The organism is Tsuneonella sp. CC-YZS046, from assembly GCF_035581365.1.
Lineage (GTDB): Bacteria > Pseudomonadota > Alphaproteobacteria > Sphingomonadales > Sphingomonadaceae > JAWKXU01.
The window spans coordinates 805,755-831,056 of record NZ_CP141590.1 but is presented as its reverse complement, the minus strand read 5'-3'; the positions used below and the strand labels follow the sequence as shown (position 1 = coordinate 831,056).

Annotated in this window: 32 protein-coding genes; 6 read left to right on the top strand and 26 right to left on the bottom strand. The window is 64.1% G+C overall.

The window, feature by feature from the left end:
- Positions 1-5: 5 nt before the first annotated feature.
- The 3 genes from U8326_RS04170 to U8326_RS04160 all read right to left on the bottom strand — a co-directional run bounded on the left by U8326_RS04170 (position 6) and on the right by U8326_RS04160 (position 2,946).
- A complete protein-coding gene (locus U8326_RS04170; protein WP_324742546.1) occupies positions 6-776 on the bottom strand; it encodes a tetratricopeptide repeat protein in 771 nt (256 codons plus the stop codon).
- Between the two features lie 158 nt (positions 777-934).
- On the bottom strand, positions 935-2,080 hold the full coding sequence (locus U8326_RS04165; protein WP_324742545.1) for a glycosyltransferase family 4 protein: 1,146 nt from the start codon (positions 2,078-2,080) through the stop codon (positions 935-937).
- Positions 2,077-2,946 carry an alpha/beta hydrolase gene (locus U8326_RS04160; protein ID WP_324742544.1) on the bottom strand — a complete coding sequence of 290 codons (870 nt, stop codon included), beginning with the start codon at positions 2,944-2,946 and terminating at the stop codon, positions 2,077-2,079. Before U8326_RS04160 ends, U8326_RS04165 begins: the two co-directional genes overlap by 4 nt.
- A gap of 71 nt (positions 2,947-3,017) precedes the next feature.
- Between U8326_RS04160 and U8326_RS04155 the strand changes: the two genes are divergently transcribed.
- Complete coding sequence (locus tag U8326_RS04155; RefSeq protein ID WP_324742543.1) at positions 3,018-4,433, top strand: protein adenylyltransferase SelO family protein; 1,416 nt, start codon at positions 3,018-3,020, stop codon at positions 4,431-4,433.
- A 96-nt stretch (positions 4,434-4,529) separates the two neighbouring features.
- A complete protein-coding gene (locus U8326_RS04150; protein WP_324742542.1) occupies positions 4,530-5,945 on the top strand; it encodes a succinylglutamate-semialdehyde dehydrogenase in 1,416 nt (471 codons plus the stop codon).
- A gap of 13 nt (positions 5,946-5,958) precedes the next feature.
- Here U8326_RS04150 and U8326_RS04145 read toward each other — a convergent pair whose 3' ends face one another.
- Together U8326_RS04145 and U8326_RS04140 are read right to left on the bottom strand one after the other, a co-directional pair.
- Entirely contained in the window at positions 5,959-6,693 is a 735-nt protein-coding gene (locus U8326_RS04145; RefSeq protein ID WP_324742541.1) for a hypothetical protein, read from the bottom strand.
- Positions 6,694-6,945: 252 nt separating this feature from the next.
- Positions 6,946-7,389 (bottom strand): glycine zipper 2TM domain-containing protein, encoded by a 444-nt coding sequence (locus U8326_RS04140; RefSeq protein WP_324742540.1) that lies wholly within the window; start codon positions 7,387-7,389, stop codon positions 6,946-6,948.
- 213 nt (positions 7,390-7,602) lie between these two features.
- Between U8326_RS04140 and rarD the strand changes: the two genes are divergently transcribed.
- A complete protein-coding gene (gene rarD, locus U8326_RS04135; protein WP_324742539.1) occupies positions 7,603-8,526 on the top strand; it encodes an EamA family transporter RarD in 924 nt (307 codons plus the stop codon).
- Here the strand turns inward: rarD and U8326_RS04130 are convergent.
- Positions 8,503-9,822, bottom strand: coding sequence for a dihydroorotase (locus tag U8326_RS04130; protein ID WP_324742538.1), 1,320 nt, complete (start codon positions 9,820-9,822; stop codon positions 8,503-8,505). The two genes, rarD and U8326_RS04130, sit on opposite strands and share 24 nt — an antisense overlap.
- Positions 9,823-9,868: 46 nt before the next feature.
- On the opposite strand from U8326_RS04130, the gene U8326_RS04125 reads away from it, so the two are divergent.
- Positions 9,869-10,618 (top strand): folate-binding protein, encoded by a 750-nt coding sequence (locus U8326_RS04125; protein WP_324742537.1) that lies wholly within the window; start codon positions 9,869-9,871, stop codon positions 10,616-10,618.
- On the opposite strand, the gene U8326_RS04120 is transcribed toward U8326_RS04125, so the two are convergent.
- The 4 genes from U8326_RS04120 to rplU form a co-directional block, all read right to left on the bottom strand.
- Positions 10,610-11,215, bottom strand: coding sequence for a helix-turn-helix domain-containing protein (locus U8326_RS04120; RefSeq protein WP_324742535.1), 606 nt, complete (start codon positions 11,213-11,215; stop codon positions 10,610-10,612). The genes U8326_RS04125 and U8326_RS04120 overlap by 9 nt on opposite strands.
- A gap of 260 nt (positions 11,216-11,475) precedes the next feature.
- A complete protein-coding gene (locus U8326_RS04115) occupies positions 11,476-12,024 on the bottom strand; it encodes a GNAT family N-acetyltransferase (RefSeq protein ID WP_324742533.1) in 549 nt (182 codons plus the stop codon).
- 166 nt (positions 12,025-12,190) lie between these two features.
- Positions 12,191-12,457: a 50S ribosomal protein L27 gene (gene rpmA, locus U8326_RS04110; RefSeq protein WP_324742531.1), complete on the bottom strand. Its 267-nt coding sequence runs from the start codon at positions 12,455-12,457 to the stop codon at positions 12,191-12,193.
- 27 nt (positions 12,458-12,484) lie between these two features.
- The gene (rplU, locus tag U8326_RS04105; protein WP_324742530.1) at positions 12,485-12,958 is read right to left on the bottom strand and encodes a 50S ribosomal protein L21; all 474 of its coding nucleotides are present in this window, start codon (positions 12,956-12,958) and stop codon (positions 12,485-12,487) included.
- 253 nt (positions 12,959-13,211) lie between these two features.
- Between rplU and U8326_RS04100 the strand changes: the two genes are divergently transcribed.
- The gene (locus U8326_RS04100) at positions 13,212-13,727 is read left to right on the top strand and encodes a hypothetical protein (protein WP_324742529.1); all 516 of its coding nucleotides are present in this window, start codon (positions 13,212-13,214) and stop codon (positions 13,725-13,727) included.
- Positions 13,728-13,796: 69 nt separating this feature from the next.
- On the opposite strand, the gene U8326_RS04095 is transcribed toward U8326_RS04100, so the two are convergent.
- The 9 genes from U8326_RS04095 to U8326_RS04055 form a co-directional block, all read right to left on the bottom strand.
- Entirely contained in the window at positions 13,797-14,225 is a 429-nt protein-coding gene (locus U8326_RS04095; protein WP_324742528.1) for a hypothetical protein, read from the bottom strand.
- 85 nt (positions 14,226-14,310) lie between these two features.
- Positions 14,311-14,754, bottom strand: coding sequence for a molybdenum cofactor biosynthesis protein MoaE (locus U8326_RS04090; RefSeq protein ID WP_324742527.1), 444 nt, complete (start codon positions 14,752-14,754; stop codon positions 14,311-14,313).
- A 2-nt stretch (positions 14,755-14,756) separates the two neighbouring features.
- Positions 14,757-15,005 (bottom strand): MoaD/ThiS family protein, encoded by a 249-nt coding sequence (locus U8326_RS04085; protein ID WP_324742526.1) that lies wholly within the window; start codon positions 15,003-15,005, stop codon positions 14,757-14,759.
- Between the two features lie 2 nt (positions 15,006-15,007).
- Positions 15,008-16,012: a GTP 3',8-cyclase MoaA gene (gene moaA, locus U8326_RS04080; RefSeq protein WP_324742525.1), complete on the bottom strand. Its 1,005-nt coding sequence runs from the start codon at positions 16,010-16,012 to the stop codon at positions 15,008-15,010.
- Positions 16,005-16,355, bottom strand: coding sequence for a Rossmann fold domain-containing protein (locus U8326_RS04075; protein ID WP_324742524.1), 351 nt, complete (start codon positions 16,353-16,355; stop codon positions 16,005-16,007). The genes moaA and U8326_RS04075 overlap by 8 nt, the downstream gene beginning before the upstream one ends.
- Before the next feature lie 3 nt (positions 16,356-16,358).
- Complete coding sequence (locus U8326_RS04070) at positions 16,359-16,730, bottom strand: dihydroneopterin aldolase (protein ID WP_324742522.1); 372 nt, start codon at positions 16,728-16,730, stop codon at positions 16,359-16,361.
- Positions 16,731-16,803: 73 nt separating this feature from the next.
- On the bottom strand, positions 16,804-17,703 hold the full coding sequence (locus tag U8326_RS04065; RefSeq protein WP_324742521.1) for a class I SAM-dependent methyltransferase: 900 nt from the start codon (positions 17,701-17,703) through the stop codon (positions 16,804-16,806).
- A 10-nt stretch (positions 17,704-17,713) separates the two neighbouring features.
- Complete coding sequence (gene thrC, locus U8326_RS04060) at positions 17,714-19,114, bottom strand: threonine synthase (protein ID WP_324742520.1); 1,401 nt, start codon at positions 19,112-19,114, stop codon at positions 17,714-17,716.
- 46 nt (positions 19,115-19,160) lie between these two features.
- The gene (locus tag U8326_RS04055; RefSeq protein ID WP_324742519.1) at positions 19,161-19,517 is read right to left on the bottom strand and encodes a metalloregulator ArsR/SmtB family transcription factor; all 357 of its coding nucleotides are present in this window, start codon (positions 19,515-19,517) and stop codon (positions 19,161-19,163) included.
- A gap of 58 nt (positions 19,518-19,575) precedes the next feature.
- On the opposite strand from U8326_RS04055, the gene U8326_RS04050 reads away from it, so the two are divergent.
- On the top strand, positions 19,576-20,022 hold the full coding sequence (locus U8326_RS04050; protein WP_324742518.1) for an SRPBCC domain-containing protein: 447 nt from the start codon (positions 19,576-19,578) through the stop codon (positions 20,020-20,022).
- 12 nt (positions 20,023-20,034) lie between these two features.
- Here the strand turns inward: U8326_RS04050 and U8326_RS04045 are convergent, their stop codons facing one another.
- The 7 genes from U8326_RS04045 to ctaD all read right to left on the bottom strand — a co-directional run bounded on the left by U8326_RS04045 (position 20,035) and on the right by ctaD (position 25,288).
- Positions 20,035-20,595 carry an SURF1 family protein gene (locus U8326_RS04045; protein ID WP_324742517.1) on the bottom strand — a complete coding sequence of 187 codons (561 nt, stop codon included), beginning with the start codon at positions 20,593-20,595 and terminating at the stop codon, positions 20,035-20,037.
- 5 nt (positions 20,596-20,600) lie between these two features.
- Positions 20,601-20,945, bottom strand: coding sequence for a DUF983 domain-containing protein (locus U8326_RS04040; protein WP_324742515.1), 345 nt, complete (start codon positions 20,943-20,945; stop codon positions 20,601-20,603).
- A gap of 38 nt (positions 20,946-20,983) precedes the next feature.
- Complete coding sequence (locus U8326_RS04035; RefSeq protein ID WP_324742514.1) at positions 20,984-21,805, bottom strand: cytochrome c oxidase subunit 3; 822 nt, start codon at positions 21,803-21,805, stop codon at positions 20,984-20,986.
- Between the two features lie 78 nt (positions 21,806-21,883).
- Positions 21,884-22,441 (bottom strand): cytochrome c oxidase assembly protein, encoded by a 558-nt coding sequence (locus U8326_RS04030; protein ID WP_324742513.1) that lies wholly within the window; start codon positions 22,439-22,441, stop codon positions 21,884-21,886.
- Positions 22,438-22,575, bottom strand: coding sequence for a hypothetical protein (locus tag U8326_RS04025; protein ID WP_324742512.1), 138 nt, complete (start codon positions 22,573-22,575; stop codon positions 22,438-22,440). Before U8326_RS04025 ends, U8326_RS04030 begins: the two co-directional genes overlap by 4 nt.
- A 15-nt stretch (positions 22,576-22,590) precedes the next feature.
- Entirely contained in the window at positions 22,591-23,490 is a 900-nt protein-coding gene (locus U8326_RS04020; RefSeq protein WP_324742511.1) for a heme o synthase, read from the bottom strand.
- Positions 23,491-23,599: 109 nt separating this feature from the next.
- Positions 23,600-25,288, bottom strand: a complete 1,689-nt coding sequence (ctaD, locus tag U8326_RS04015; RefSeq protein WP_324742509.1) for a cytochrome c oxidase subunit I — start codon at positions 25,286-25,288, stop codon at positions 23,600-23,602.
- Positions 25,289-25,302 lie beyond the last annotated feature (14 nt).

Below are 25,302 nucleotides of genomic sequence, written 5' to 3'. Positions count from 1 at the left end.
ATAAATCACTGCGCCGCCTGGCCTGGATCGGCCTCGTCTTCTTCCTGCGGCTGCACGATCTTGTCGACATCGGAGATCGCATCGTAGCCCAGCAGCCCCGCAAGCTGGCGCGCCCGCGCCCGCAGCGTATCGGGCAGGCTCTCGTCCTTGGCGATCGCGGCGAACAGCGGCCCAGCCAGATCGCGCTTGCCCTGCTTGAGATAGGCCAGCCCGACCAGCTCGCCGGCGCTGCCGAACCACGGGTTGCCCGGCGTCGCCAGCGGCTTCAGCCTGGAAATCACGTCATCCGGCTTCATCGTGTCGAAATTGACGGCGACTTCGCGGATGGTGGCAAGGTCGCGCAGCGGCTGCGGCGCGCCGCTGTCGGCGGCGATGGCGGCGAAGAGCTTGGCGGCTTCGGCATTGCGGCCCTGCTGGGCGGCGATACCGGCCTTGAGCATCCGCGCCGATGCGGCGGCCCCGCCGCCATCCTGGATCACCGGATCGAGCACCTTGCTGGCGGTATCGAGATTGCCCGCGCCGATCCGGTCGATCGCGCGGACAAGCTCTTCCGAATGCTCCTCCATCGCGGATTCGCGCGTTTCCTTCCAGATCAGCCAGCCGCCCAGGGCGAGCAGCCCGACGACGACCGCGATCGCCAGCGGAATGCCGAAGCGCTTGGCCGCATAGGCCAGCTGGTCCTGACGGACGGCATCGTCGACTTCCCGGACGAAAACATCGTCCTGGGCGGCTTTCTTCTCAGCTTCGGTCTGGGGGCGATTTGGTACGAGAGCCACGCAGGCGCCTTCATAAGACTATTTGAGACAAGTCGGCGTGTTTAGCGAATGGAACCATCAATTCAACGCATAAAGCCAGCCTGTCCCCATTCATCTGAACCTCCGCTGAAATCAGAAGGGCACGCGCCGCCGCGTACCCTGCCCCGAACCGCGTCGCGCTACGGCCTGTCGAGCGCGAGCGCCTGCTCGTAAAGCGCGCGATAGCGGCCGATCATCGCTGCCTCGTCGAACTGTTCGCGCGCCTTGTCCCGGTTGGCCGCGCCTATTTCCGCTCTCAGCCCTTCATTCGCGGCAAGCTGCGCGAGCGACCGGGCCAGCAGCGCCTCGTCCCCCGGCGGCGTGACGAACGGCCTGTTCGGCTCGGCCACGATCCGGGCCACGTCCCCCACTGCGGGCGCGGCCACCGCCAGCCCCGCCGCCATCGCCTCCACCACCGAAAGCGGGAACTGCTCGCTGTCCGAGGACAGCGCGAACAGATCGAACAGGCCCGCCACCTTGGCCGGATCGGCAACGAAGCCGGGCAGATGCACGCGATGCGCCACGCCCAGCCGCATGGCCTCCGCCCGGATCGCCTGTTCTTCCGGCCCTTCGCCCGCGATCACCAGCTGCCATTCCTCCGGCAGCGGCGCGAAAGCCCTGACCAGCCGGGGCAGGTTCTTGACCGGACGAAGCCCGGCCAGCGTGCCCAGCCAGTATTCGCCCTTGCGCTTGATCAGCCCCGGCAGCGAATCCGGCCGGGGACGGCGCGCATAGGCCGCAACCGGCAAGCCATTGGCGATGCGATGGATGCGCTGCGCCGGCTGCACCCAATCCTCGCGCGCGATCCGCTCCAGCCGCTCCGAAGGGACGATCAGCGCCGAACAGCGCCCCAGCGCAATCCGCCGATACCAGTTGCGCGAGGGCTTCAGGCGCTCCGCCTCGTCCTGGTTGAACCCGTCCTCGTGATGGATCAGCGGCGCCAGGCGATAGGGCCGGGAAAACAGCGTATGCGCCATCACCGCGTCCATGGCGCCCCAATTATAGGTAAGGATCAGATCGAAAGCCTGCATCGCGCGGGCGATTCGGCTCAGCCGCGACGGCGTGGGCCAGCCTTGAAGCGATGGGAAGTTTCGTGGATAAGATACTGCAATGGATTTCGAAATATGCCGCGCGGCCCCGAGCGCTTCCGGCTCTGCGGAAACAATGGTGTGCTGGAATTGCGCACCGAAGGCGTTCATCAGCCGCACGCAGCGCAACTCCTTGCCCCCGGCATTGAATGTCGAATGCAGGTGAAGGATGCGCGCTTGCTTTCCCTTCGCGGTCATCCGACCCTTTCGAGCAGGCGGGAAATCGCCTCGATCGCCGCCGCTTCGCCCAATGTCGGCGCATGGCCCACCCTCGGCACCGTCACCGCTTCCATCTGCGGCAGGCGATGGCCCATCTCCGCCAGGGTCGCGGCGGAAAGGATGTCCGACAATTCGCCCCGCAGCACCGTGACCGGCCGCCCCGCCAGCGCCGGGAACACCGGCCACAGGTCCACGCCCGCCTCCCCGCCCGGCTGATTGAATATCTCGCCGATCTTCATGTCGTAGTCGAACACGATCCGGTCATTGTTGCCCAGGGTCATCAGGCGCTTCGCCATCGCCAGCCAGTCCGAAACCTCGTAATCGGGAAACGCCATTCCGTGGGTTTCCTCCATCGCCCGGGCCGCGTGCATCCAGGTGGGAAAGCTGCGCGCCTGCCCGACATAGTTGCGAATCCGGTCCAGCCCGGCCGGGTCGATCACGGGGCCGATGTCGTTGAGCAGCGCGCCCGCCATCCTTTCCCCCTGCCGCCCGGCCAGTAGCATGGTGAGGATGCCGCCGAGCGAGGTGCCGAGCGCGACGAAGCGCGCGATCCCGGCCTGTTCGAACAGGGCTTCCAGATCCTCGACATAGGTGAGCGGATTGTAAGTCCGCCAATCCTTGGCGTATTCGCTGTCGCCGCGCCCGCGCAGATCGACGCAGATGACCCGCCACTCGCCAGCGAAACGCTCGATCACAGGCTCGAAATCGCGGGCATTGCGGGTAAGGCCCGGCAGGCACAGCAGCGGCGGGCGGTCTTCCCGCCCCGGATAATCCCGATAATGCAGCTGTAAGCCATCCGCGCTCGACCAGTGGCGATCGGCGTATTCGATTTGCGTGGTGGCCATGGGTGCCTTGCGCTTCCGTTTTCCCTACGGCCCGGCTTGCGCCGCGCCTTCCCTGCCCCCACTATTGCCAGATGCGCGCAGAACCGCAACCCGCACCCTATCGCCCCGATCCACAAATTCGCGAGATTGCCGGCTGGATCGGCGATCCCGTGCCCGTGGCGCCCTTTCCCGAGGCGCGATTGCGCTTCCGCAACCAGCGCTGGGCGCAGGCGGTGGGGCTGGGCCAGCTCGGCGACGATGCCTGGATTTCCCATTTCGCCCGGTTCGAGCCGCTGCCGGACAATCTGCCGGAGCCGCTGGCCTTGCGCTATCACGGCCACCAGTTCCGGGTCTACAACCCGGAGATCGGCGACGGGCGCGGCTTCCTCTACGCGCAGCTGCGCGATGGCGACGGCCGCCTGCTGGATTTCGGAACCAAGGGATCGGGGCAGACTCCATACAGCCGCCGGGGCGACGGCCGCCTGACCCTGAAAGGTGCGGTGCGGGAAATTCTCGCCACCGAAATGCTGGAGGCGCTGGGCGTCTACACCAGCAAGACCTTTTCCGTGATCGAGACGGGCGAAAGCCTGTGGCGCAACGACGAGCCATCGCCCACCCGTTCCGCCGTGCTGGTCCGGCTCAGCCACGGGCATATCCGCATCGGCACGTTCCAGCGGCTCTATGCCCTGGACGAAAAGGATCATCTCGCCGAGCTGACGGATTACTGCCTGCGCCACTATCCCGGCCCTCCCCCGCCCGAGGACGCGCCGGGCCGCGACGAGCCGCCGGTGATCCTGATGCATCAGGTGGTGGAGCGGCTGGCCGATCTCGCCGCGTCCTACATGGTCGCAGGCTTCGTCCACGGCGTCCTCAACACCGACAACATGAATATTTCCGGCGAGAGCTTCGACTATGGCCCGTGGCGCTGGCTGCCCCAATGGGACCCGTCCTTCACCGCCGCCTATTTCGACGAGAGCGGGCTTTATGCCTATGGCCGCCAGCCGGAAACCCTGCTGTGGAATTGCGCCCAGCTCGCCAATGCCCTGCACGTCCTCACCGAAGTGCCCAACCTGGTGGCGGCGCTGGACCGGTTCAGACCGCTTTACGAAGCGGCTCTGGGCCGGCGGTTCGCATGGCGGCTTGGCGTCACTTCGCCCGGCCCAGAACGGGACATGGATCTGGTGCGGGCGGCCGAAGCGATCATGCGCGAAGGCGGGCTCGGCCCCGATGCCTTCTTCTTTTCCTTCCGGGGCGGACGGAACGCCCCGCCGGAGCTGGCGCAGGCCCTGGCGGGCCGCGATCTGCTGGACAGCAGCGCGTCCTACTGGTCCGGCCCCACGCCGGAAGCGATGCTGATAGACGAGGTGGAGGAAATCTGGGCCGCCATCGCGGAAGACGACGACTGGTCGAAGCTGCACGGCAAGGTCGCGCGCATTCGCGCGATGGGCCAGGCCCTGGGACCAGCGCCGTTGCCGCCGGTCGCCTCGGAACGGCACGGGCCGGAATAGCACGGTATTGCCGGAACTTCTGGCTGCAACCGAAATTCGCCGCTAAGGACATCCGACCGCAATCCGCAGATTCAGAGCAAGGTTTTTTCCCAGGGCGTGACCGTCAGCACCATCATTTCCCATGAACCCGCCACGGGGGAAGAACTGTGGCGGGGCGCGGCGGGCGATGTCGAGGAAGCCGTCGCCAGGGCGCGGCACGCCTGGCCCGGCTGGGCCGCGCAACCGCTGGCGAACCGGATCGAGCTGGTCCGCCGCTTTGCCAACGAAGTGCGCCGCACGGCCGAGGATTTCGCCACGCTTGTCGCGCGCGAGACGGGCAAGCCGCTGTGGGAAGCGCGGGCCGAGATCGAAGGCGTCATCAATAAGGTCGAGATTTCGGTGCGCGCCTATGCGGAGCGATCCGCCCAGCGCAAGCTGAACAGCGCGCTCAAGGGCACCGCCGCGATACGGCACAAGCCCCACGGGGTGCTGGCCGTGCTGGGGCCGTTCAATTCCCCCGCCTTCCTGCCCAACAGCCATATCCTGCCCGCGCTTGTCGCCGGCAATGCGGTGATCCTGAAGCCGAGCGAGAAGGCCCCGGCCTCGGGCGAATTTCTGGTCCGGTGCTTCCACGAGGCGGGACTGCCGGAGGACGTGCTGCAATTCGTGCCGGGCGGGCCGGATACCGGCCAGGAACTGGTGGTTCACGCCGGTGTGGACGGTGTGCTGTTCACCGGATCGGTGCAGACTGGGATCGCGATCAATCGCCGGCTCGCGGTCAATCCCGGGAAGATCGTGGCGCTCGAAATGGGCGGCAACAATCCCCTCGTGGTGTGGAACACGCCCATCGTCGCCGATGCCGCCGTGCTGGTGATCCAGTCCGCCTTCAGCGGCGCGGGCCAGCGCTGCACCGCCGCGCGGCGCCTGATCGTGCAGGATGCCATGTATGACGCGCTGATGGACGAGGTGAAGCGGCTCGCCGACCGGATCATCGTGGGCGCGCCCTTCGATGAGCCGTCGCCCTTCATGGGACCTGTCATCGATCCGGCCACGGCCGATGCGCTGACCGACAGCTTTCTCTATTTCCTGAGCCAGGGCGGCAAGGCCATCAAGCACATGACCCGGCCCAAGGGCGATCTGCCTTTCATCTCGCCCGGGATCATAGATGTCACCGCCATCAAGGAACGGCCTGATGTCGAGCTGTTCGGCCCCCTGCTCCAGGTGATCCGGGTAAGCTCGTTCGACGAGGCGATCGGGGAGGCCAACAATACCCGGTTCGGCCTGTGCGCATCGCTGGTCGGCGGCAGCCCGGAGGATTACAACCGCTTCTGGTCCAATGTCCGGGCCGGGCTTATCAACTGGAACCGCTCGACCAACGGCAGTTCCTCGGCCGCGCCGCTGGGCGGGCTAGGCCTGTCCGGCAACCATCGCCCCAGCGCCTTCTACGCGGCCGATTACTGCGCCTATCCGGTCGCCTCGACGGAGCTGGAGCAGCCGCGCGCCATGCTCGGCGTGGGCTTTCGCGACGCCTAGGGCCGGAACCTAATCAGCGTCCGCTGGTGACGAGATCCACCTCGGTCCGGCCCGAGGGAAGCTGCCGCGCCGACACCAGATAGGATACGCCGCCCTTCGCGCCGCCGAGCATTTCATCGCTGCCCTGGCGGACCCGGTCGGTCTTGAATCCGGCCGCAACCGCGCGGGTGTAATAGAAATCGATCACCTCGCCATGCGCCACAGGGGTGGTGTAGGTCACGGCCCGCAAGGAGCAGCCATCGCGGTCCGTCCCCGCCGCTTCCTTCACGTTTCCGCGCGGATAGACCGGGAAGGCGGCGGGCATCCTGGCGGCCCAGGCGGTCGTATATTCGACCTTCTCCGCACAATTCGCGCCATCAGGGCCGAGCGCGGCAGCGCGCGCGGCGGCGGTAATCACGCTGCCCGCGGGCTTGCCTTCGGCGACCACGCGCGGCTCAGGGGCGGGTTTCATCCTGTCCGCTCCGCCAACCAGCTCGAGCGCCTTGCGCCGTGCCGCCTCGATCTCCTCGGGGGAATTGACTTCGGGCGGAAGGGAGGCGTCCTGCGTCCCGATCGCGATGCCGGCGCTGGCCGGATTCCGGCTGGCGAGGTCCGGGTCGATCATGATCTCGTCGGCGAGCGCCTTTTCCAGCGCGGGGTCCGCTTCGGGCGCGACCTTGGCGGCCTTCGGCGCATCGTCGCCGCAGCCGCCCAGCATCAGCAGGGGCGCGGCCATCAAAACCATGGGAAAGCGGCGGGAAGCGGTCATGCGCGGGTCCTCGCGGAATGGAGCGGCCGTCAGCGATGATCCATTGATGGTTAAAGGCCGGTTAGCAAAGCCCCCGAATTGTTTCCCTGTCCCGCCTCGGGAAACAATCTCAGAAAGGTTGAAGGCGCCTGCCCGGCCCGGATCGGCGGACAGACGCCTTCTTGCAGCCCGTTCCAGATGCGACCCGGGCCGATTCCGCGAGCAGCGAGGCTGCCAGCGGAAATCTTGCCGGCCGGTCCAGCCGGCCCGACATCAGCGGCAACGGGTGTTGCCCTTGTCGATCGCCCGGCCGAGCAAGCCGCCACCGGCAGCGCCCAGAATGGCGCCCAGGGTGCGATCGCCATATCCGGCGACCTCGTGTCCGACCAGGCCGCCCACTGCCGCGCCGATCAGGAGGCCGGTGGTTCCATTGTCCTTGCGGCAATAATAGCGCCCGTCATGGCCTCTCCAGACCCGCGTATTGGCGCGGACCGGCTCGCCATAATAGCGGCGGTCATAGCGGGAATCCCGGTATTCGCGGCCCCGAGACCAGTTCCGGTCCCGCCCGCGGTCGCTATGGCTCAACGCCTCGACAGAATAGACGTTGCTCACCTGCTCCGCCGAGCCGAGCGGCACGGCTGCCGCAGGCGCCGCCGCGGCGATCAGGCCCGGCACGGCGAGAGACATCGCTGCGATTTTCCATTGCTTGGCTTTCATCACTAACCTCCTGGGTTCCTCGTTGTTCGGTGAAGCGCCATCTGCTGCATTCGCCCGTTACGTTCAGGCCTACGCCTCTTTTTCTGAACGCCACGCAACCATCTCGTAAGGTTGGCATTTTTGCGACGAAACGTGCGCGACCATCGGGCGGGTCGGGCATTGCAGTGAGGTAAAGACAGGCCTAAAGCCCCTTCCAATCTCCGGAGCCGTTCAATGCCGTCCCCCAACACAACCAAGCAGTCAGGCGGTTTCGCCTATGCCCTTGGTGCCTTCGGGACATGGGGCTTTCTCCCCTTCTACCTGCTGCTGGTCTATCACGTCTCGGCCTTCGAACTGGTCGGCTGGCGGGCGATCTTCACCTTCCCCGTCTGCGTGGCGTTCATCGCGGCGCGCAAGCAGGGCAAGGAAGTGTGGCAGGCTCTCGCAAACCGCAGGACGGGGCTGCTGCTCTTGCTCACCGCCACGCTGATCGGCAGCAACTGGCTGCTTTACGTGTGGTCGGTGATGAACAACCATATCTACGCCGCCAGCCTCGGATATTATATCAATCCGCTGCTCAATGTGCTGATCGGCACGGTCTTTCTCGGTGAGCGCCTGTCCAGCCGCCAATGGCTCGCGGTGGGGCTTGCCGGAATCGGCGTCGCGATTCTCGCCGCCGGGGCGCTCACCACCCTATGGGTCAGTCTCGCCCTTGCCTGCAGTTTCGCGACCTACGGCCTCGTGCGGAAACTCATCCCGATCGAAGCATTGCCCGGCCTGGCCGTGGAAAGCCTCTATCTGGTTCCTCCCGGCGTCCTGCTCATCTGGCTCGCAACGCGCGGCACGGGGCACACCGCGCTTCATGAAGGTTTCGGCTTCAGCCTGATAATCGCCGCAAGCGGCGTGCTGACAGCCGTTCCGCTCTACTGTTTTGCCGAAGCCGCCCGGCGCATGGACTATTCCACGCTCGGCTTCTTTCAATTCATGGTGCCGACGATCGTATTCATTTCCGGGCTGACGGTCTTTCGCGAGCCCTTGCAGCCGGTTCAGCTCGCCAGCTTCATCTTCATCTGGGCGGCGATAGCGGTATTCTGCTGGGATCTGTCCCAGAGGCACCGGGCGATGGCGCGCAGGTCAAAGGCAGCCGACGAAACGTAACGGCTCGCCCACGGCCTCGTTGCCAAGCTGGCCTTCCCACATCGCGAAATGCCCGCGCAGGATGGTGCCGATCACCCGCCCCTGAAGCTCCATCCCGGTAAAGGGCGACCAGCCGCAGCGGCTTTCCACCCAATCCTCGGTGACGGTAAAGCTGCCCTTGCGATCGACAACCGTGAAATCGGCATCGTAACCGACCGCGATCCGCCCCTTCCCGACGAGTCCGAACACCCGCTGCACGCCCGCGCTGGTCATGTCGATCAGGCGCTCCAGCGTCATCCGGCCATTCGCCACATGATCCAACATCAGGGGCAGCAAGGTCTGCACTCCGGGCATTCCGCTCGGACTGCCGGGATAGGGCTTGTCCTTTTCCTGCCTGGTATGCGGCGCATGGTCCGAGCCGATCACGTCGGGAACCCCCTGGCGCAGCCAATGCCACAGCCCGTCGCGATGGGCGCCGCTGCGGATCGGCGGGTTCATCTGCGCAAAGGTGCCCAGCCTGGGATAGGCGTCCTCGGCGGCCAGAGTGAGATGCTGGGGCGTGACCTCGCAGGTGGCGATGTCCCTGTGCCGCGAGATCAATTCGAGTTCCGCCGGGGTGGTGACGTGCAGGATATGGATCGGACGCCGCGTTTCCCGGGCCAGCCTCAATATCCGGCGGGTGGCCAGCATGGCGCTTTCATCGTCCCGCCATACCGGGTGGCTGGAAGGATCTCCTTCGACGCGCAACTCCTTGCGCGCATTCATCCGCTCCTCGTCCTCGGCATGGATGGCGACGCGGCGGACGCCATTCTGCAGGACCCGCCGCAAATTCTCATCCTCGGCGACCAGCAGGCTGCCGGTGGACGCCCCCATGAAAATCTTGACGCCCGCCGTGCCGGGAATGCGCTCGAGCCGCGCCAATTCCTCCGCATTGTCCGCCGTGGCGCCGACATAGAACGCATGGTCGCACCACATCCGATGGTGGGCGCGCTCCAGCTTGTCATGGACCCGCATCTCCGAATCGGTGTTGGGAGAGGTGTTCGGCATTTCGAAAACGGCCGTCACACCGCCCATCACGGCGGCACGGCTGCCAGTCTCGAGATCTTCCTTGTGCTCCAGCCCCGGCTCGCGAAAGTGAACCTGGCTGTCGATAACGCCCGGCAGGATGTCCAGCCCCGTGCAATCCAGCGTGCGCGCGGCTTCGGGAAAGCTCCCTATGCCGGCGATTCTGCCGTCCCTTACCGCGACATCGCCCTGAAAGGGGCCAGAAGGAGTGTGGATCGTGCCATTGGCGAGAACAAGTTCGGGGTGAGCCATAGAAATCCCCTACATTTTTGCATCGCCAATCACTACCTCTGATCGCATGCCAGCTGAACGCCTCTTTTCACGCGCCGTCATTCGCCTGTCGGCGGATTCCGCCGATGAAGATGTCGCCGCTTTCCTGCAGGGCCTCGTCACCAATGACGTAACCGGGCTGCTGCCGGTCTGGAGCGGCCTTCTCACCCCTCAGGGCAAGGTGCTGTTCGATTTCCTGGTGTGGCCCGGCGCGGACGGGCTGCTGCTGGATTGCGAAGCGCGAGTGGCCGACGATCTCGTGCGGCGCCTCTCGCTCTATCGCCTGCGGCGAAAGATCGCGATCGCACGGGATGAAAGCCTCGGCATCTATTGGCAGGCCGATTTGGGCGACGGCGGCGCGCCGGACCCCCGGCTCGCGGCGCTCGGGCAGAGGTGGATCGCCAGGGTTTCGGACGACGACGAAAGCGCCGATCAGGCCTGGATGGCTCACCGGCTGGCCCTGGGCGTGCCGGAAGGCCAGGCCGAGCTGGGCAATGGAGAAATTCTCTGGCTCGAATGCAATGCGGTGGAACTCAACGGGGTCAGTTTCACCAAAGGATGCTACGTCGGCCAGGAAAACACCGCGCGGATGAACTGGCGGCAGAAAATCAACCGCCGCCTTCTCGTGGTTCCGCTCGAAGCGTCGCAGGAAAAACGACGGCGGATCGCCTATCCCGAGCTGCGGCTCGCCATCGATCATCTCAGAAACGAGGACATCGCCGATCGGTTGCGGCCGGGATGGCTTCGGCCGGGCGACGAAAAGGAAGCCTTACTGTAATTCCGGGGGCCTCAGCTCGTTGGCTTCTTCGGCAATCACGGTTTCGAACAGGGATTGCGCAATATCGCGCGCGCGCAAGCGCGGCAAACCGAGTTCCTTCGCCATGCTTTCGCCAACCAGAGCATCCGCGAAGGCAAGAAGATTCGCCACCATGGCCGCCTGCCTGCGCGCAACCGACCCCTTGCCATCCTCCGACATTGCGCCGGATACCTTGGCAATGGCCTCGGCCATCGGCTTCAAGCCTTCCTTGTCGCCATGCAGCGCCATCCAGGCGAACAACGCGCTGCCTCCTTCCCTGGCATAGGCATCGAATACCAGATCGATCGATTCCCGCACGCTGCCAATCCCTGCCAGCCGGGCCTGAGTCGAGCGCAGAATCATCCCGCAGACCATGTCTGAAATATGCGCGCCCAGCGCCGCCTGAAGGCTGGCCGCGCTGCCGAAATGGTGAAGGATATTGGCATGGGTCTGGCCGACCCGGGCCGCCACCGCCTTCAGGGTCACGCCTTCGGGGCCTTCTTCCAGCAACAGGTCCCGAGCCGCTTCGATTGCGGCTTTTCGACTTTCCTGTGGAGATCGCCTCTTCCGATTTGACATCTTATCAAGTCACCATATCACGCGAGCGTCAGTTTGCCTGTCTGCAAGCTCTCGCCGGCGATTGTCTGGCAAATGCACCACTCAGCAGACGGCGCTTATACGTGGATCGGGCGAAAAGCAAAGTTTCGCCGTGAATCCACGTTGCTGAAGGCATATCGCCCTTCGGCTCGCAGCCTCCCCCTCTCGTTTCTCCCCCATAGTCTCGGGAGGGGGAGATGGCGTCATAGCTTGAGGCAGTCGGCGGAGAAAACCGCAAGGCATTACGCCGCGTGCATTTCAGGGCCTGCCCACGACCAGTCGCGCTTGTGCGGGATTGTCAGAATCGCGTTCTCTCCGAACGGGATAAAGCCGCTGCCGCCCGGCAGAAAACCCGACTTCCTGAGGACGCGCAGGATAGCTACGTTGCCGGGCGGAATGGTGGCCAGGATTCGTTCGTGGCCCGCCGCCCAGGCCAGTTCGGCCATTGCCCGCGCCGCCTCGGTGCCATAGCCGCGCCCGCGATGGGCGGGGTCGATCCACAATTCGAGGACCACATTGCGGTCCCTCAGAAACAGGCCGGCCGCACCGACGATCTGCTCGCCATTTCCACCGGGCCTGGCGATCACGCAGCGGGGGAGGCGCGGTGCCTCCTCGCCTTCGTCGCCTCCGTTCCTGCAAGAACCGGCCGGGGCATCCACCACCACCCTGCTCCAATCCAATTCACCGATCGCGGCACGCAAGGCCACTGCATCTTCCGACCAAATCGGCCGTAGAAACAAATTCTTACTACGAAAGAACATGTTGCCTCCTCTCGCCGACCACAATGCCATGCCACCTAACCGGGGCAGGTGACACGCATATTGCGTCAGGGCGTTTCAGTTCCGGGCGAGGGAGAAAAAATAAAGGGAGACGGGCCAGGCCCCTCTCCCTCCAGCATCCGGATCTGCTGATCCGGCAGGGGCCATCCCGGTGGACGGCCCGCTACAAAGCCATCCGTTATTCCGCGGCTGCAGCCATGTCCACCGACACATATTTGCGGCCGAGCTTGCCGCTGTGGAAGCGCACGCGGCCTTCCACGAGAGCGAACAGGGTGTGATCCTTGCCCATGCCCACATTGGTGCCCGGATAGACCTTGGTTCCGCGCTGGCGAATGATGATATTGCCGCCGACCACTTCCTGGCCGCCGAATTTCTTCACGCCAAGGCGACGGCCGACTGAATCGCGACCGTTCCGTGACGAACCGCCTGCTTTCTTATGTGCCATTTCGCTTTAACTCCGTCGGCTAACTGATCAATCTTCAGCCTGGTCGGCTGCAGCTTTCTTTGCGGGCGCCTTCTTGGCGGCGGGCTTTTCCGTGGCGGCCGTCTTCACCGGTTCCGCGGCCTGCAGGCTTTCATCCGCATTGGGAGCAGCGCCCTTGGCCGGCTCGTCCGCCTTGGCAGCGGCCTTCCTGGCGGGAGCCTTGGAATCGCCCACGGCAAGGATGCGCAACAGAGTGAGCTGCTGGCGGTGGCCGTTCTTGCGCCGGTAATTATGGCGGCGACGCTTCTTGAAGACGATGACCTTTTCGCTCTTCGCCTGGGCGATGATCTCCGCCGACACCTGCACCTTGGCGGCGTCAACCAGTTCCCCGCCGTCGCCGGCAAGCAGAACTTCTCCCAGGGTAATCGTATCGCCGGCTTCCCCAGCCAGCTTTTCGACTGCGATCTTGTCTCCGGCGGCAACCCGGTATTGCTTGCCGCCCGTGCGCACTACTGCGAACATGGTGCTCTAATCCATTCATGTGCCCAAAGAGGCTTGTAAAACCCGCCCCGCCTACGCTGGCCGAAAGATGCCTGCGTGCGGGCGAAACGCCGACACCCTGCCGATGCAGGATGCCGGAAAGATGGGTGCCGTTAGGGAAAAGCTCGCTCCATGTCAACGCCGGATCGCCGCTTTCATGAGGCGTCGAGGCCGCCGCGCATCTTCCGCCACACCCCTGCTGGAAAGCGCGCCGCGCTATGCTATTGCGCCATATATGAACCGAGCCTCGCTTGCAGCCATCATCGCAATCACCCTGGGCGGCCTGACCGGCGCCTGCGCCGGGGACAGCGGCAGATATCCGTCCCTCGCGATCCGCGAAGCGGAGCGGGTGGAGGGCACAGCACAAGCTGTCGAGCCGGAAGAGATTCCGGCGCCGGAAACTCCGTCCCAGGATCTCGTCACCCGGCTGGAACAGCTCAAAAGCGAGGCGGACCGCGCGCATAAGGCGTTCATGGCCGCCGCCCCGGGCGCGGAACGCCAGGTAAGCGCCGCCAGCGGGGCCGCGGTGGCGAGCGATGCCTGGACTTCCGCGCAGGTCGCCATCGCCAATCTCGAGGCCAGCCGCAGCAGATTGCTGATCGCGCTGGCTCAACTCGATTCGCTGCACGTCACGGCCGAACTGGAAGGCGGCGCCCGCTCCACCATCAGCGATGCCCGCAATCAGGTCGATCAAATGGCTGAAACCGAAAACGAGATCATCGCTCGCTTGCTCGGGCGGATCAGGGGCTGACAGCAAAAAAGTGGCGCGGTTTCGCCGAAGCAAAGCCGCGCCAGTCGGGAGAGAACCGTTTTGGCTGGGTCAGGACCCAGCCGCCGCGGCCATGGAAATCGCGACCAGTCCCCACAGCAGGATCAGCACGGGCAGGACCAGAACCTGGGCGGCGGCCTGACCGGCGGTTACCCGCCCCGTAAAGGTCTGGATGCCCCGAGCGCTGAACCGCCCCCAATCGAGCGACCGGCTATGGTTTTCCGGATTCATTCGCACCCAGATCAAGGGAATGGCGAAACCGGCTACAATGGAGATGGCGAAGATCGCCAGCGGAATGGCCAGCGCAGGCGCTCCGAATCCCAATGCCATGATCCCGATGAAGCCGAGATAGCAGGCCACGGTTGCGGCATAGAGCGGCGCAGGCAGCTCAAAGCTCCGATCGACAACGGTGGGCGCGCGCGCCTGGTCATGAATGACGGCCTTGGCGGCGATCTGTTCACGAGTGATCTGATTGCTCATTGCGGCAACTCCTTGGTAGTGCCGCCATATCTAGGTCCGCAAAGCACGATTTACTTTGATCGCGATCAAAAAGACGATGAGATTTTCAGTGCCAGCGGCCGATATCTTCCCGGTCGGCCGGGCGCGGCTCGATCCAGTGCCAGCCGTCCGCGCGCTTTTCGCGTTTCCAGAACCACGCATCGCTCTTGAGATGGTCCATGATGAAATCGGCCGACTCGAAAGCATCGCGGCGATGCCGCGCAGCCGTGGCCACCATGACGATCGCCTCGCCCGGCCGCATCAGGCCGACGCGATGGATTGCGAGCACGCCATCCAGCAGCCAGCGGCCCTGCGCATCGTCCACCAGCCTTTCCATGCCCGGCAGCGTAAGCGGGCCGTAATGCGAAAGCTCAAGCGCCTCCACGCCGTCGCCCGACCTCACCTGACCTGCGAACGAGACGATCCCGCCCGAAGCAGGATGAGCGGCCATGAACCGCTCCAGTTCGGTTCCGGGGGAGAATGCGCGATCGAGGAGATGCACTTCGCGCATTTTCACCCCCCGCTGACGGGCGGCAGAAATGCGATCTCGTCTCCATCGGCAACGAGCAAGGCATATGTATCCGAAACCAGGGTTCCGTTCACCGCCACCCGCACCTTGTTGGTTTCCAGAGCATCGGCAAGGTCGGGCGCCAGGCAGGCCATCAAGCCGGCCCAGTCCATTTTATCCGCAGGATCGACCGCCTGCTCCCGTCCGCCCGCCAGATCGGCCAGCTTGCCCAGAAACAGCAGTTTCAGCGGCATGATCAGCCGCCAGTCATCGACATATGGCGCGGCTGAGCCGGCTCCGCTCCGCGCCGATCCATGCGAAAATGATGCCGCTCAGGCTTGATCCGCATGGCGATGTCCAATGCCCGGGCAAGGCGGCTGTCCGGCTCCTGCGAACGCAAGGCAGCGCGCAGGTCGACCCGCTCCGCCCCCCCGAGGCAGGGATAGAGCTGTCCCGTTGCCGTGACCCGGATGCGATTGCAGCCATCGCAGAAATTATTCGTGAGCGGCGTGATGAAACCCAGCCGCCCACCCGTTTCCGGAATGTCGAAATAGCGCGATGGGCCGCCAGTGCGATGCTCGCTGGGAACAAGGGTCCAGCGCTGCTCAAGATGCCTGCGCACGACATCGAGCGGAAGATAGTGGTCGAGGCGGTCGCCCTCCACTTCACCCAGCGGCATGACTTCGATCAGGCTCAAATCGTGGCCCTGCGCATGGGCCCAGGCGATCAGCCCGGGGATTTCCGCTTCGTTGAGCCCCTTGAGAGCGACCGTATTGAGCTTCACTTTCAGCCCCGCTTCGCGGGCCGCAGCGATGCCGTCCAGCACCTGTGGCAACCGATCGCGCTTGCTGATCCGTTCGAACAGGTTTCGATCGAGGGTGTCGATCGAAACATTCACGCGCCTGACGCCCGCCGCCGCCAGCCGATCCGCATGGTCCGCGAGTTGAACCCCGTTGGTGGTAAGGGTCAGTTCTTCCAGCCCCTTCCCGATGCGACGACCGAGTGCATGCACGAGGTCCATCACATCGCGCCTGACGAGTGGCTCCCCGCCGGTTATCCTGATCCTGGTGATCCCGCGCTCGATAAAGCCGAGGGCGAGCATGTGAAGCTCATCGAGAGTCAGAACTTCCTTGCGAGGGAGGAACCGCATACGCTCGGGCATGCAATAGCTGCAGCGCAGATCGCAGCGATCAGTCACCGAAAGCCGCAGATAGCTGATGCGACGGTTAAATCCGTCTATCAGGGCTCCTCTCTCATTCATCCGGCAAATATGCCTCACATTCTTCGGATTGGCCACACAAACCGAGCAATTGCCCGGTAACTCCGGGAGAATGGCCGAGCCAGGCCAGCGCCGCCGCCAGAGCTTCACCCTCGCTACCGGCGATGCCATTGACTCGCACGGGCGCGAATTCGCGGGCGAGATTCGCAATCACCGCACGGCGCCAGCCTCTGTGCGCATGGGAAGCCGGCGGAAAGACGATGGCAAGCGAGGCCACATTCCCGGCGAGGCCATCTGTCACCATGGCCAGATGGCTGCGATAGAAATCAGCCGATGCCTGCAATGGATTTTCGGGAAGAGTGGGAATGCGAACCACCCTTTGCATGGGTCAGCGCCGTTCCCGATGCAGGGTAATGCCGATCTTCTCGTCTTTCTCGGCGATGGCCAGCTTGATGATCTTGACCGTGACGGCTTGCACCCGTTCATCCTGTACGAACAGGGTTTCGCAGATATGGTCGGCCACGGCTTCGATCAATTTGAAATGGACGCCGGGCGGCAGGGCCTCTCCCGCAGCGAACTTGAGGTCCATATAGTTCTTGCTAGCGGTCAGCGGCGTATCCGGGGCATAGCGATCCGCCGCCTTGAGCCGCACGCTGATCGAGATGCGCAAGGGCTGCGGCTTGCCGGTCTCCTCGGAGTAGATGCCGGTCAACACATTCTGTTCGAAATCGGCGACTTCTAGAAAAAGGCTGTCGGCCATGACCACTCCGCTGCTTTGTCGAGCCGATGGCATCCCTGCCCCGGCGTGTCCATCCCGCAGACACGCTTTCAACCTAACCGGCCTCTGTGGCGTTGGACCAGCGGGCGAAAATCGCGGTGGGCAGAAGCCTGCCCGCCGGGCCGTCCTCCCTGACCGCGAGTTCCCCATATTCGATCCGCCCGGGCAGGGCCGCAAGCATTTCCGCCAGCAGCCCGGCCAGGGCCAGCGAAGACATCCGCACCGCATAGACCGTCAAGAAAAGAAAGCGGCTATCCTGATCGAGCAGCCTGCTGCAATCCGCGATCAATCCGGGCAGCCCTTCCTCCAACCGCCAGATCTCGCCATTCGGCCCCCGGCCGAATTTTGGGGGGTCGAGGATAATTCCGTCATAGCGCTTGCCCCGGCGCACTTCGCGCGCGGCGAATTTGGCGGCATCGTCCACCAGCCAGCGGATCGGCCGCTCCTCCATGCCGGAAAGCGCCGCGTTCTCGCGCGCCTGCGCGACGGATTTCTTCGACGCATCGACATGAGTCACCGGGCCGGCCTGCGACAGCGCAAGCGATCCGACCCCGGTATATCCGAACAGGTTCAGCGTAGCCGCATCCGGCCGCCCGGCCAGCCGCTCGCGCATCCAGTCCCACACCGGCGCCATGTCCGGGAAGAACCCGAGATGACGGAAGGGGGTGCATTGCGCGGTGAAGCGCACATCCCGCCAGCCGAGGGGCCATCCCTCCTGGGGCACGGGTTTGGAAAAGCTCCAGCGCCCGCCCCCATCCTCATCGGAACCGGGAACGAACTCGCCATGGGCATCCCAGTCAGGCAACTTCGGCTGCCACATTGCCTGCGGCTCCGGACGGATGAAGCGATAGGAACCATAGCGTTCGAGCTTGCGGCCATTGCCGCTGTCGAGCAGCGCGTAGTCCTCCCAGCCATCCCCGGCCAGAATCAGCGGTTGCGAGGCCAGTTGCGCCATCGCCGCCCGCTCAGCCGCGCGGAGTCGCGTTCTGCGCGATGTAAGCGGCGACCGTATCGTAATCGCCCGGCAGCTCGACGAAACGCTCCTCGCGCTGGAACAGATCCCCGATCCGCGCGGGAAGCGAAGGGCGGGTGCCTGTCGCGCGTTCCACCGCGTCGCGGAACTTGGCCGGATGGGCCGTGGCCAGCGTCACTACGGGTATCGACGCCTCGATCCCCGCCTGCCGCGCGGCATGCAGGCCGATCGCGGTATGCGGGTCGATGATCTCGTCGCAGCTCTGAGAGGCCCAGAGCATCGCGGCGGACATATCGTCGGCATCGGCGCGAGCGCTGGAAAACAGGGCCGATGCCCCTTCCCGTTGCGCATTGGTGAGACGCATGGCGCGCGTCTGCTCGAAACCGCGCATCTGCTCCGCCAGCGCCAGCCCATCGCGCCCGCCGGCATCGAACAGCAGCCGCTCGAAATTGGAGCTGACCTGAATATCCATGGAAGGGGCGGCGGTGGGGGTCACCGTGCCCTGCGCATAGTCGCCGTCACTGAGCGCACGGTGCAGGATGTCGTTGACATTCGTCGCCACGATCAGCCGCTCCACAGGAAGGCCCATTTTGGCCGCGACATAGCCTGCGAAGACATCGCCGAAATTACCGGTCGGCACGCTGAAGGCCACCTTGCGCTGGGGAGCGCCAAGCTGCAACGCAGCCGCGAAATAATAGACCACCTGTGCCATCAGTCGGGCCCAGTTGATCGAATTGACCGCGCTGATCTGGAAGCGATCCGTCATGCCGCGATCGCCGAACATGCGCTTCACCATCGCCTGCGCGTCGTCGAAACTGCCCTCGATGGCGATGTTGAAGACGTTCGGCGCCTGCACCGTGGTCATCTGGCGGCGCTGGACATCGCTGACCCGGCCATTGGGGTGCAGCATGAAAATGTCCACCCGGTCCAGCCCGGCCACCGCATCGATCGCGGCGGAGCCGGTATCGCCGGAGGTCGCCCCGACGATGGTCAGCCTTTGCTCACGGCGGGAAAGAAATTCGGCGAAGAGCAGGCCGAGCAATTGCAACGCCACGTCCTTGAATGCCAGGGTCGGGCCGTGGAACAGCTCCAGCAGCCAGTGCTGCTCGTCGAACTGCTTGAGCGGCGTGACCGCGGCATGGGCGAAGCGGCCATAGGCGGCCTCGCACAAGGCCAGCAGCCGTTCCGGCGAAAGGCTGTCACCGACGAAGGGCTGCATCACCCTGGCCGCCAATTGGGCGTAGGGCAGGCCCGCCAGAGCCGCGATCTCGCCCTCGCTGAAGCGTGGCCATTCGGCAGGCACATAAAGGCCGCCATCGCTGGCAAGACCCGCCAGAGTGACGGCTTCGAAATCGAGCGCGGGCGCGCCGCCGCGAGTGGAGACATATTGCATGGTGCGCGCGCCTTAATGGCTGGCCGATTTGCGGGCAAGTGCCACGCTACTCTTCCGCTGCCTGCATATTCGCCGCCGGCTCTCCCTCCAGCGCATGTTTGAGCGCCAGAAGGCGCGCCGATGCCCTCTCCGCATGCGGCCCGATCCAACGGCGATGCACCTCCTGGATCGGGGTCGAGTTCAGGTAATTGAACCGCTGCCGGCCCTTGCGCACCGAAACCACGAGGCCGGCATTCTCCAATATCCTGAGATGCTGCATGACGGTGCAGCGATCCAGTCCATGAAACTCCTCCACCAGCGCCCCGGTGGTGAGCGGCCGGTCGCGCAGCGCATCGCAGATCGCGCGCCGGGTGGAATTGCTCAGCGCCTTGAAGACCCGGTCCATCTGATCGTCCGTTGACATGTTATATTTTTACAACATAAATTCACTCTCATCAAGCGACAGAGACAGGAATCGCCGCATGGAACTCAAATTCAGGGTGTGGGGCCGGATCGCCCGGCCGGTGGAGGACGTGTTCGAAGCCGTCGTCAATCCCGACCGGCTTTCGCAATATTTCACGACGGGCGGAGCCACGGGCCGGCTCGAGAAAGGCGCGACCGTGACCTGGGACTTCGCGGATTTCCCCGGCGCCTTCCCGGTCGAGGTGGTGGAGTTGGTCGAAAACAAGCTCATCCTGCTCCATTGGGGAAATGCCGAAGGAAATGGCACACAGACCGAAGCAACCATGCGCTTCACCGATTGCGGCGATGGGCATACCCTGGTCGAGATTGGCGAAACCGGCTGGAGCGAAAGCCAGCAAGGCCTGGACGCGAGCTATGGCAATTGCATGGGCTGGAGCCAGATGATCTGCGCCCTGCGCATCTGGATCGAGCACGGCATCAATCTGCGCGAGGGCTTCTACAAATAGGATCGCGCCGCCTCAGCCGCGCAGGCGCTTTCTCACCGCCAGGGCATAGATCACGAGCGCGGTTGCCGCGAAGAAGAACCACTGCACGGCATAGGCGAGGTGGTTGTTCGGAATTTCCGACGGATCGGGCACCGCATTCGGCCCCAGCCCGGCGAGCGGCGGATCGGCCACCAGGCGCGGACCGGGCGCGATGACGCCCATCACTTCGCCGCCGCGCCAATCCGGCGAGGCAGGCGCACGGGACCAACCCAGGACAATATCGGCGGTGCCGCCGCCCGCGAGCCGGCAAGCGGCATGGTGGGCTACCCCAGCCTCGCCCTTCGCATTGGTGCCGGCCTTCGCCGTCACGCCGGCGACTTCGCGGCAATCCACACGGGCATGACGATAATATACCGGCTCCGCGGCGCTCTCGCTTTGCGGGAACGGAACGTCGGAAGACATGCCGCTTGCCCTGGCATAGCGCGCCAGCAAGGCTTGCTTCTGCTCAAGCCTGCCAAGCTGCCATAGCCCCAGCCCGATCATGATCGCCACGCCGGCCAGAACGAGCAAGGTCGGCAAGACCGGTATGCGCATGTCTGCTAGTCCTCGCGCCCCGCCTCACCCGCCTTGCGGCTGAACTCAGCGTAGAGCAGCGCCGCCTTCGATGCCCGCAAGCCGATCAGCACGGCCGCGGCGGTAAGAGGAAGCCAGAGAAGGATATGAACCCAGAACGGGGGTGAAACGGCAAGCTGCAGCCAGATCGCCAGCACTGTCACCAGCCCGCCGATCAGCAGGGTCAGGAATGCGGCAGGCCCATCCCCGACATTGAAGCGGCTGTAATCGAGGCCGCAGCCGTCGCAGCGAGCGGCGAAGCGCACCACCCCGCCGAACAGCGATTTCGCGCCGCAGCGGGGGCACAGACCGAAAAGGGCAGCCTCGGCCATTCCGGGCTGCTCCTTCTCGTTCGGATTGCCTGAAACCATCAGTGGATCGGAGCGCCCCAGCCGCCCCAGATATACACGGTGATGAACAGGAACAGCCACACCACGTCGACGAAGTGCCAATACCACGCAGCCGCTTCGAAGCCGAAATGCTGGCGCGGAGTGAAATGGCCCAGATAGGTGCGGCGCAGGCAGACGATCAGGAAGATCGTGCCGACCAGCACGTGGAAGCCGTGGAAGCCTGTCGCCATGTAGAAGGCCGAGCTGTAGGTATTGCCGCCGAACGCGAACGGGGCATGCGCATATTCATAAGCCTGGATCGCGCTGAACAGGATGCCGAGCAGGATCGTCAGCCACAGGCCCTTCTTCAGTCCTTCGCGATCGCCATGAATAAGGGAATGATGCGCCCAGGTGACCGTGGTGCCGGAGCACAGCAGGATCATGGTGTTCAGCAGCGGAAGATCGAAGGGGTCCATGACCGCTTCGATCCCCTTGGGCGGGAACTGCCCGCCCACGACTTCCGCCAATTGCGACGGAAACAGCGCGAAATCGAACCAGCTCCAGAACCATCCAACGAAGAACATGACCTCCGAAGCGATGAACAGGATCATGCCATAACGCATGTGAAGCTGCACGACAGGGGTGTGGTCGCCTGCCTGCGCTTCCTTCACGATATTGGAAAACCAGCTGAAGAAGGTGGCGATCAGCCCCGCGAGGCCCAGACCCAGAACCAGATGGCCATAGGCCATATCGTGCATGAACAGCACCATGCCGCTGGTGAAGGTCAGTGCCGAGATCGAGCCAATCAGAGGCCACGGATCGGTAGGCAGGATATGGTAATCGTGGTTCTTCGTGCCGGCCATGAATCGTGCTTCCTGAATTTGTGGCGCGTCGCGCCTGCCCCGCGCCCCTTATCGTCCTGTTTCGCTGTGGTCCAGAGGTTACGAAGCGGGTTTCTTCGCCTCATGGAAAGTATAGCTCAGGGTGATCTGCTGCACATCCTTCGCGTTCTCGTCCTTCGCGATCTCGGGATCGACGTAGAAGATCACGGGCATGCGCACTTCCTCACCGGGCTGCAGGGTTTGCTCGGTGAAGCAGAAGCACTGTATCTTGTTGAAATACCGCCCGGTCTGCTCCGGCTCCACGTTGAAGGTGGCCATGCCGGTAATCGGGCGATCGGAATTATTGCGCGCGATGTAGATCGCCAGGTCCCGAGCCCCCAGATTGACCGTATCCGTCGAACGTTCCGGGCGGAAAGACCACGGCATCCCCCGCTCCACATTGCCATCGAAGCGGACGGAAATCATTTCGCTGCCCGCGGAGACTTGCGCGGCCTGCGCTTCGGTGGCCCGCTGGGTGGTTCCGCCAAAGCCGGTGACCTGGCAGAACAAGCGATAAAGCGGCGCGGACGCGAAGCCGAGCGCCAGCATCGAAGCGGCAAGCACCAACGCCAGCAAACCGACCTTGCGATTCCTGCGATCGGTGGCGGCCCTGCTCATCCGCCTTCCTTCATCCGCACGATGGTGATCGCGAAGATCAGCACTGCAAATCCGGCCAGAATCACCCCCAGCACGTTGTTGCGGGCGCGCTGGCGGCGGCGGTATTCCTCATCGGGTTTGAATTCGCCATTCATGGCTTCGTCCTGCACCTAAATCAGCCGATCCGCAACCAGCGCCGCGAAGAGCGCAAAAAGATATAGCACACTGAATCCGAAAAGTCGCTTTTCCGGAGACATCGGATCGTCCTCTCCCCGCCGGCGGCGGAAAGCCACAGGCAGGGACAAGCCCAGGAACAGCCCGGAAAGAACGAGCGCCGAAATCCCGTAGATCGCCCCGGTCCCGCCGATCAGCCAGGGCGTGGCGGAAAGCGGCAGGAGGATGATCGAATAGATCAGTATCTGGCGTCTGGTCGCCTTTTCCCCGGCGACAACCGGGAGCATCGGAATCCCGACCTTGGCGTAGTCGCTCTGCACGAACAGCGCGAGCGCCCAGAAATGCGGGGGCGTCCAGAAGAAGATGATCGCAAACAGCAGCACCGGCATCAGCGTTATTTCGCCAGTGACCGCAACCCATCCGATCAGCGGCGGGAAGGCCCCCGCCCCGCCGCCGATCACGATATTCTGCGGCGTGCGTGGCTTGAGCCAGATCGTATAGACAACGGCGTAATAGACGATCGATATGGCAAGGATCGAGGCAGCCAGCCAGCTTACACCAAGCCCCATCACAAGCACGGACGCGACCGAGAGGCCAACCCCGAAATCGCGGGCGCTGACCGGGTCCATCCGGCCCGCGGGCAAGGGCCGTTGCGCCGTCCGCTTCATGCCCGCGTCGATATCCGCTTCCCACCACTGGTTCAGCGCGGCCGCCCCTCCGGCGCCCACCGCAATGCAGAGAATGGCGGTGAACCCGAGCACGGGATGGATCGAACCGGGCGCCGCCAGCAAGCCGCACAGGCCGGTGAAGATCACCAGGCTCATCACACGCGGCTTGGTCAGCGCGAAGAAATCGCGCCAATCGGCTGGAAGCGTTTGAGGCACGGTTTTCGACATAAGCCTTTTGGCGTTTCCCTTCCGGGAAAGGAATGCGGGGGCCGGCTAACGCCAGCCCCCGTCATTGGAACACTTGACCGGCCCCCTGAAGAAGGGGACGCGGCACATCTCAGTGGTGACCCTTGTCCTCGATCACCGGCAGAGTCTCGAACTGGTGGAACGGCGGCGGGCTGGACAAGGTCCATTCCAGCGTCGTTGCGCCTTCGCCCCAGTAATTGTCTTCGGCCTTCTTGCCGGCAACGAAGGCGTAAACGATGTTCACGAAGAACACGCCGATCGAAACCGCCATGATCTCATAACCGATCGACGCGATGTGATTCCAATGGGCGTAGGCTTCCGCATAGTCCGGATAGCGGCGCGGCATACCCTGCATGCCCAGGAAGTGCATCGGGAAGAAGATCATGTTCACGCCGATGAAGAAGATCCAGAAATGGACGTGAGCGAGAATCTCGGAATACATCCGCCCGCTCATCTTCGGGAACCAGTAGTAGAACCCTGCGAACAGGCCGGTCACGGCGCCCAGCGACAGCACGTAGTGGAAGTGGCCAACCACGTAATAGGTGTCGTGCAAATTGTCGTCGACGCCGCCATTGGCGAGAACGACGCCGGTGACGCCGCCAACGGTGAACAGGAAGATAAAGCCAAGCGCCCAGACCATCGGCGACCTGAACTCCAGGCTGCCGCCCCACATCGTGGCGATCCAGCTGAAGATCTTCACCCCGGTCGGCACCGCGATCACCATGGTCGCCGCGGTGAAATACATCTTCGTGTTAACGTCGAGGCCGGTCGTATACATGTGGTGCGCCCACACGATGAAGCCGACGACCCCGATCGCGACCATGGCGTAGGCCATGCCGAGATAGCCGAACACCGGCTTCTTGGAGAAGGTCGCCACGATCTGGCTGATGATGCCGAAGGCCGGCAGGATCATGATGTAGACTTCGGGGTGGCCGAAGAACCAGAACAGGTGCTGGTACAGCACGGGATCGCCGCCGCCCGCCGGATCGAAGAAGGTCGTGCCGAAGTTGCGGTCGGTAATCAGCATGGTGATCGCAGCGGCGAGCACCGGCAGGGACAGCAACAGCAGGAAGGCGGTGACGAGCACCGACCACACGAACAGCGGCATCTTGTGGAGCGTCATGCCCGGAGCGCGCATGTTGAAGATGGTGGTGATGAAGTTGGTCGCGCCGAGGATCGAGCCGGCGCCGGCAAGGTGCAACGAGAAGATCGCGAAGTCGACCGCGGGCCCCTGAGAGCCATAGGTCGAAAGCGGCGCATAGACCGTCCAGCCCACGCCGGCACCATTACCGGTCCCGCCCGGCACGAAGGCCGAGAACATCAGCGAGCAGAACCCGGCCACGGTGAGCCAGAAGGAAACGTTGTTCATGCGCGGAAACGCCATGTCCGGCGCGCCGATCATCAGCGGCACGAACCAGTTACCGAAACCGCCGATAACCGCCGGCATGACCATGAAGAACACCATGATCAGGCCATGGGCCGTAATCAGCACGTTCCAGAGGTGCAGCGCCTCGTCGAAGCTCTGCGCATTGCCGCCGAGGAAGCCGGTCCACCACTGCAGATACTGGATGCCCGGCTCGGCAAGCTCGGCCCGCATGATGCCGGAAATACCGCCACCGATAACGCCCGCAAAGATCGCGAAGATCAGATAGAGCGTTCCGATGTCCTTGTGGTTGGTGGACATGAACCAGCGAGCGAAGAAGCCAGGCTTGTGATCATGGTCATGATCATGATCGTGCGCTTCGGCGTGACCCTGGAAGGTTTCAGCGGTGGTAGCCATAGTTCAGCGTAACC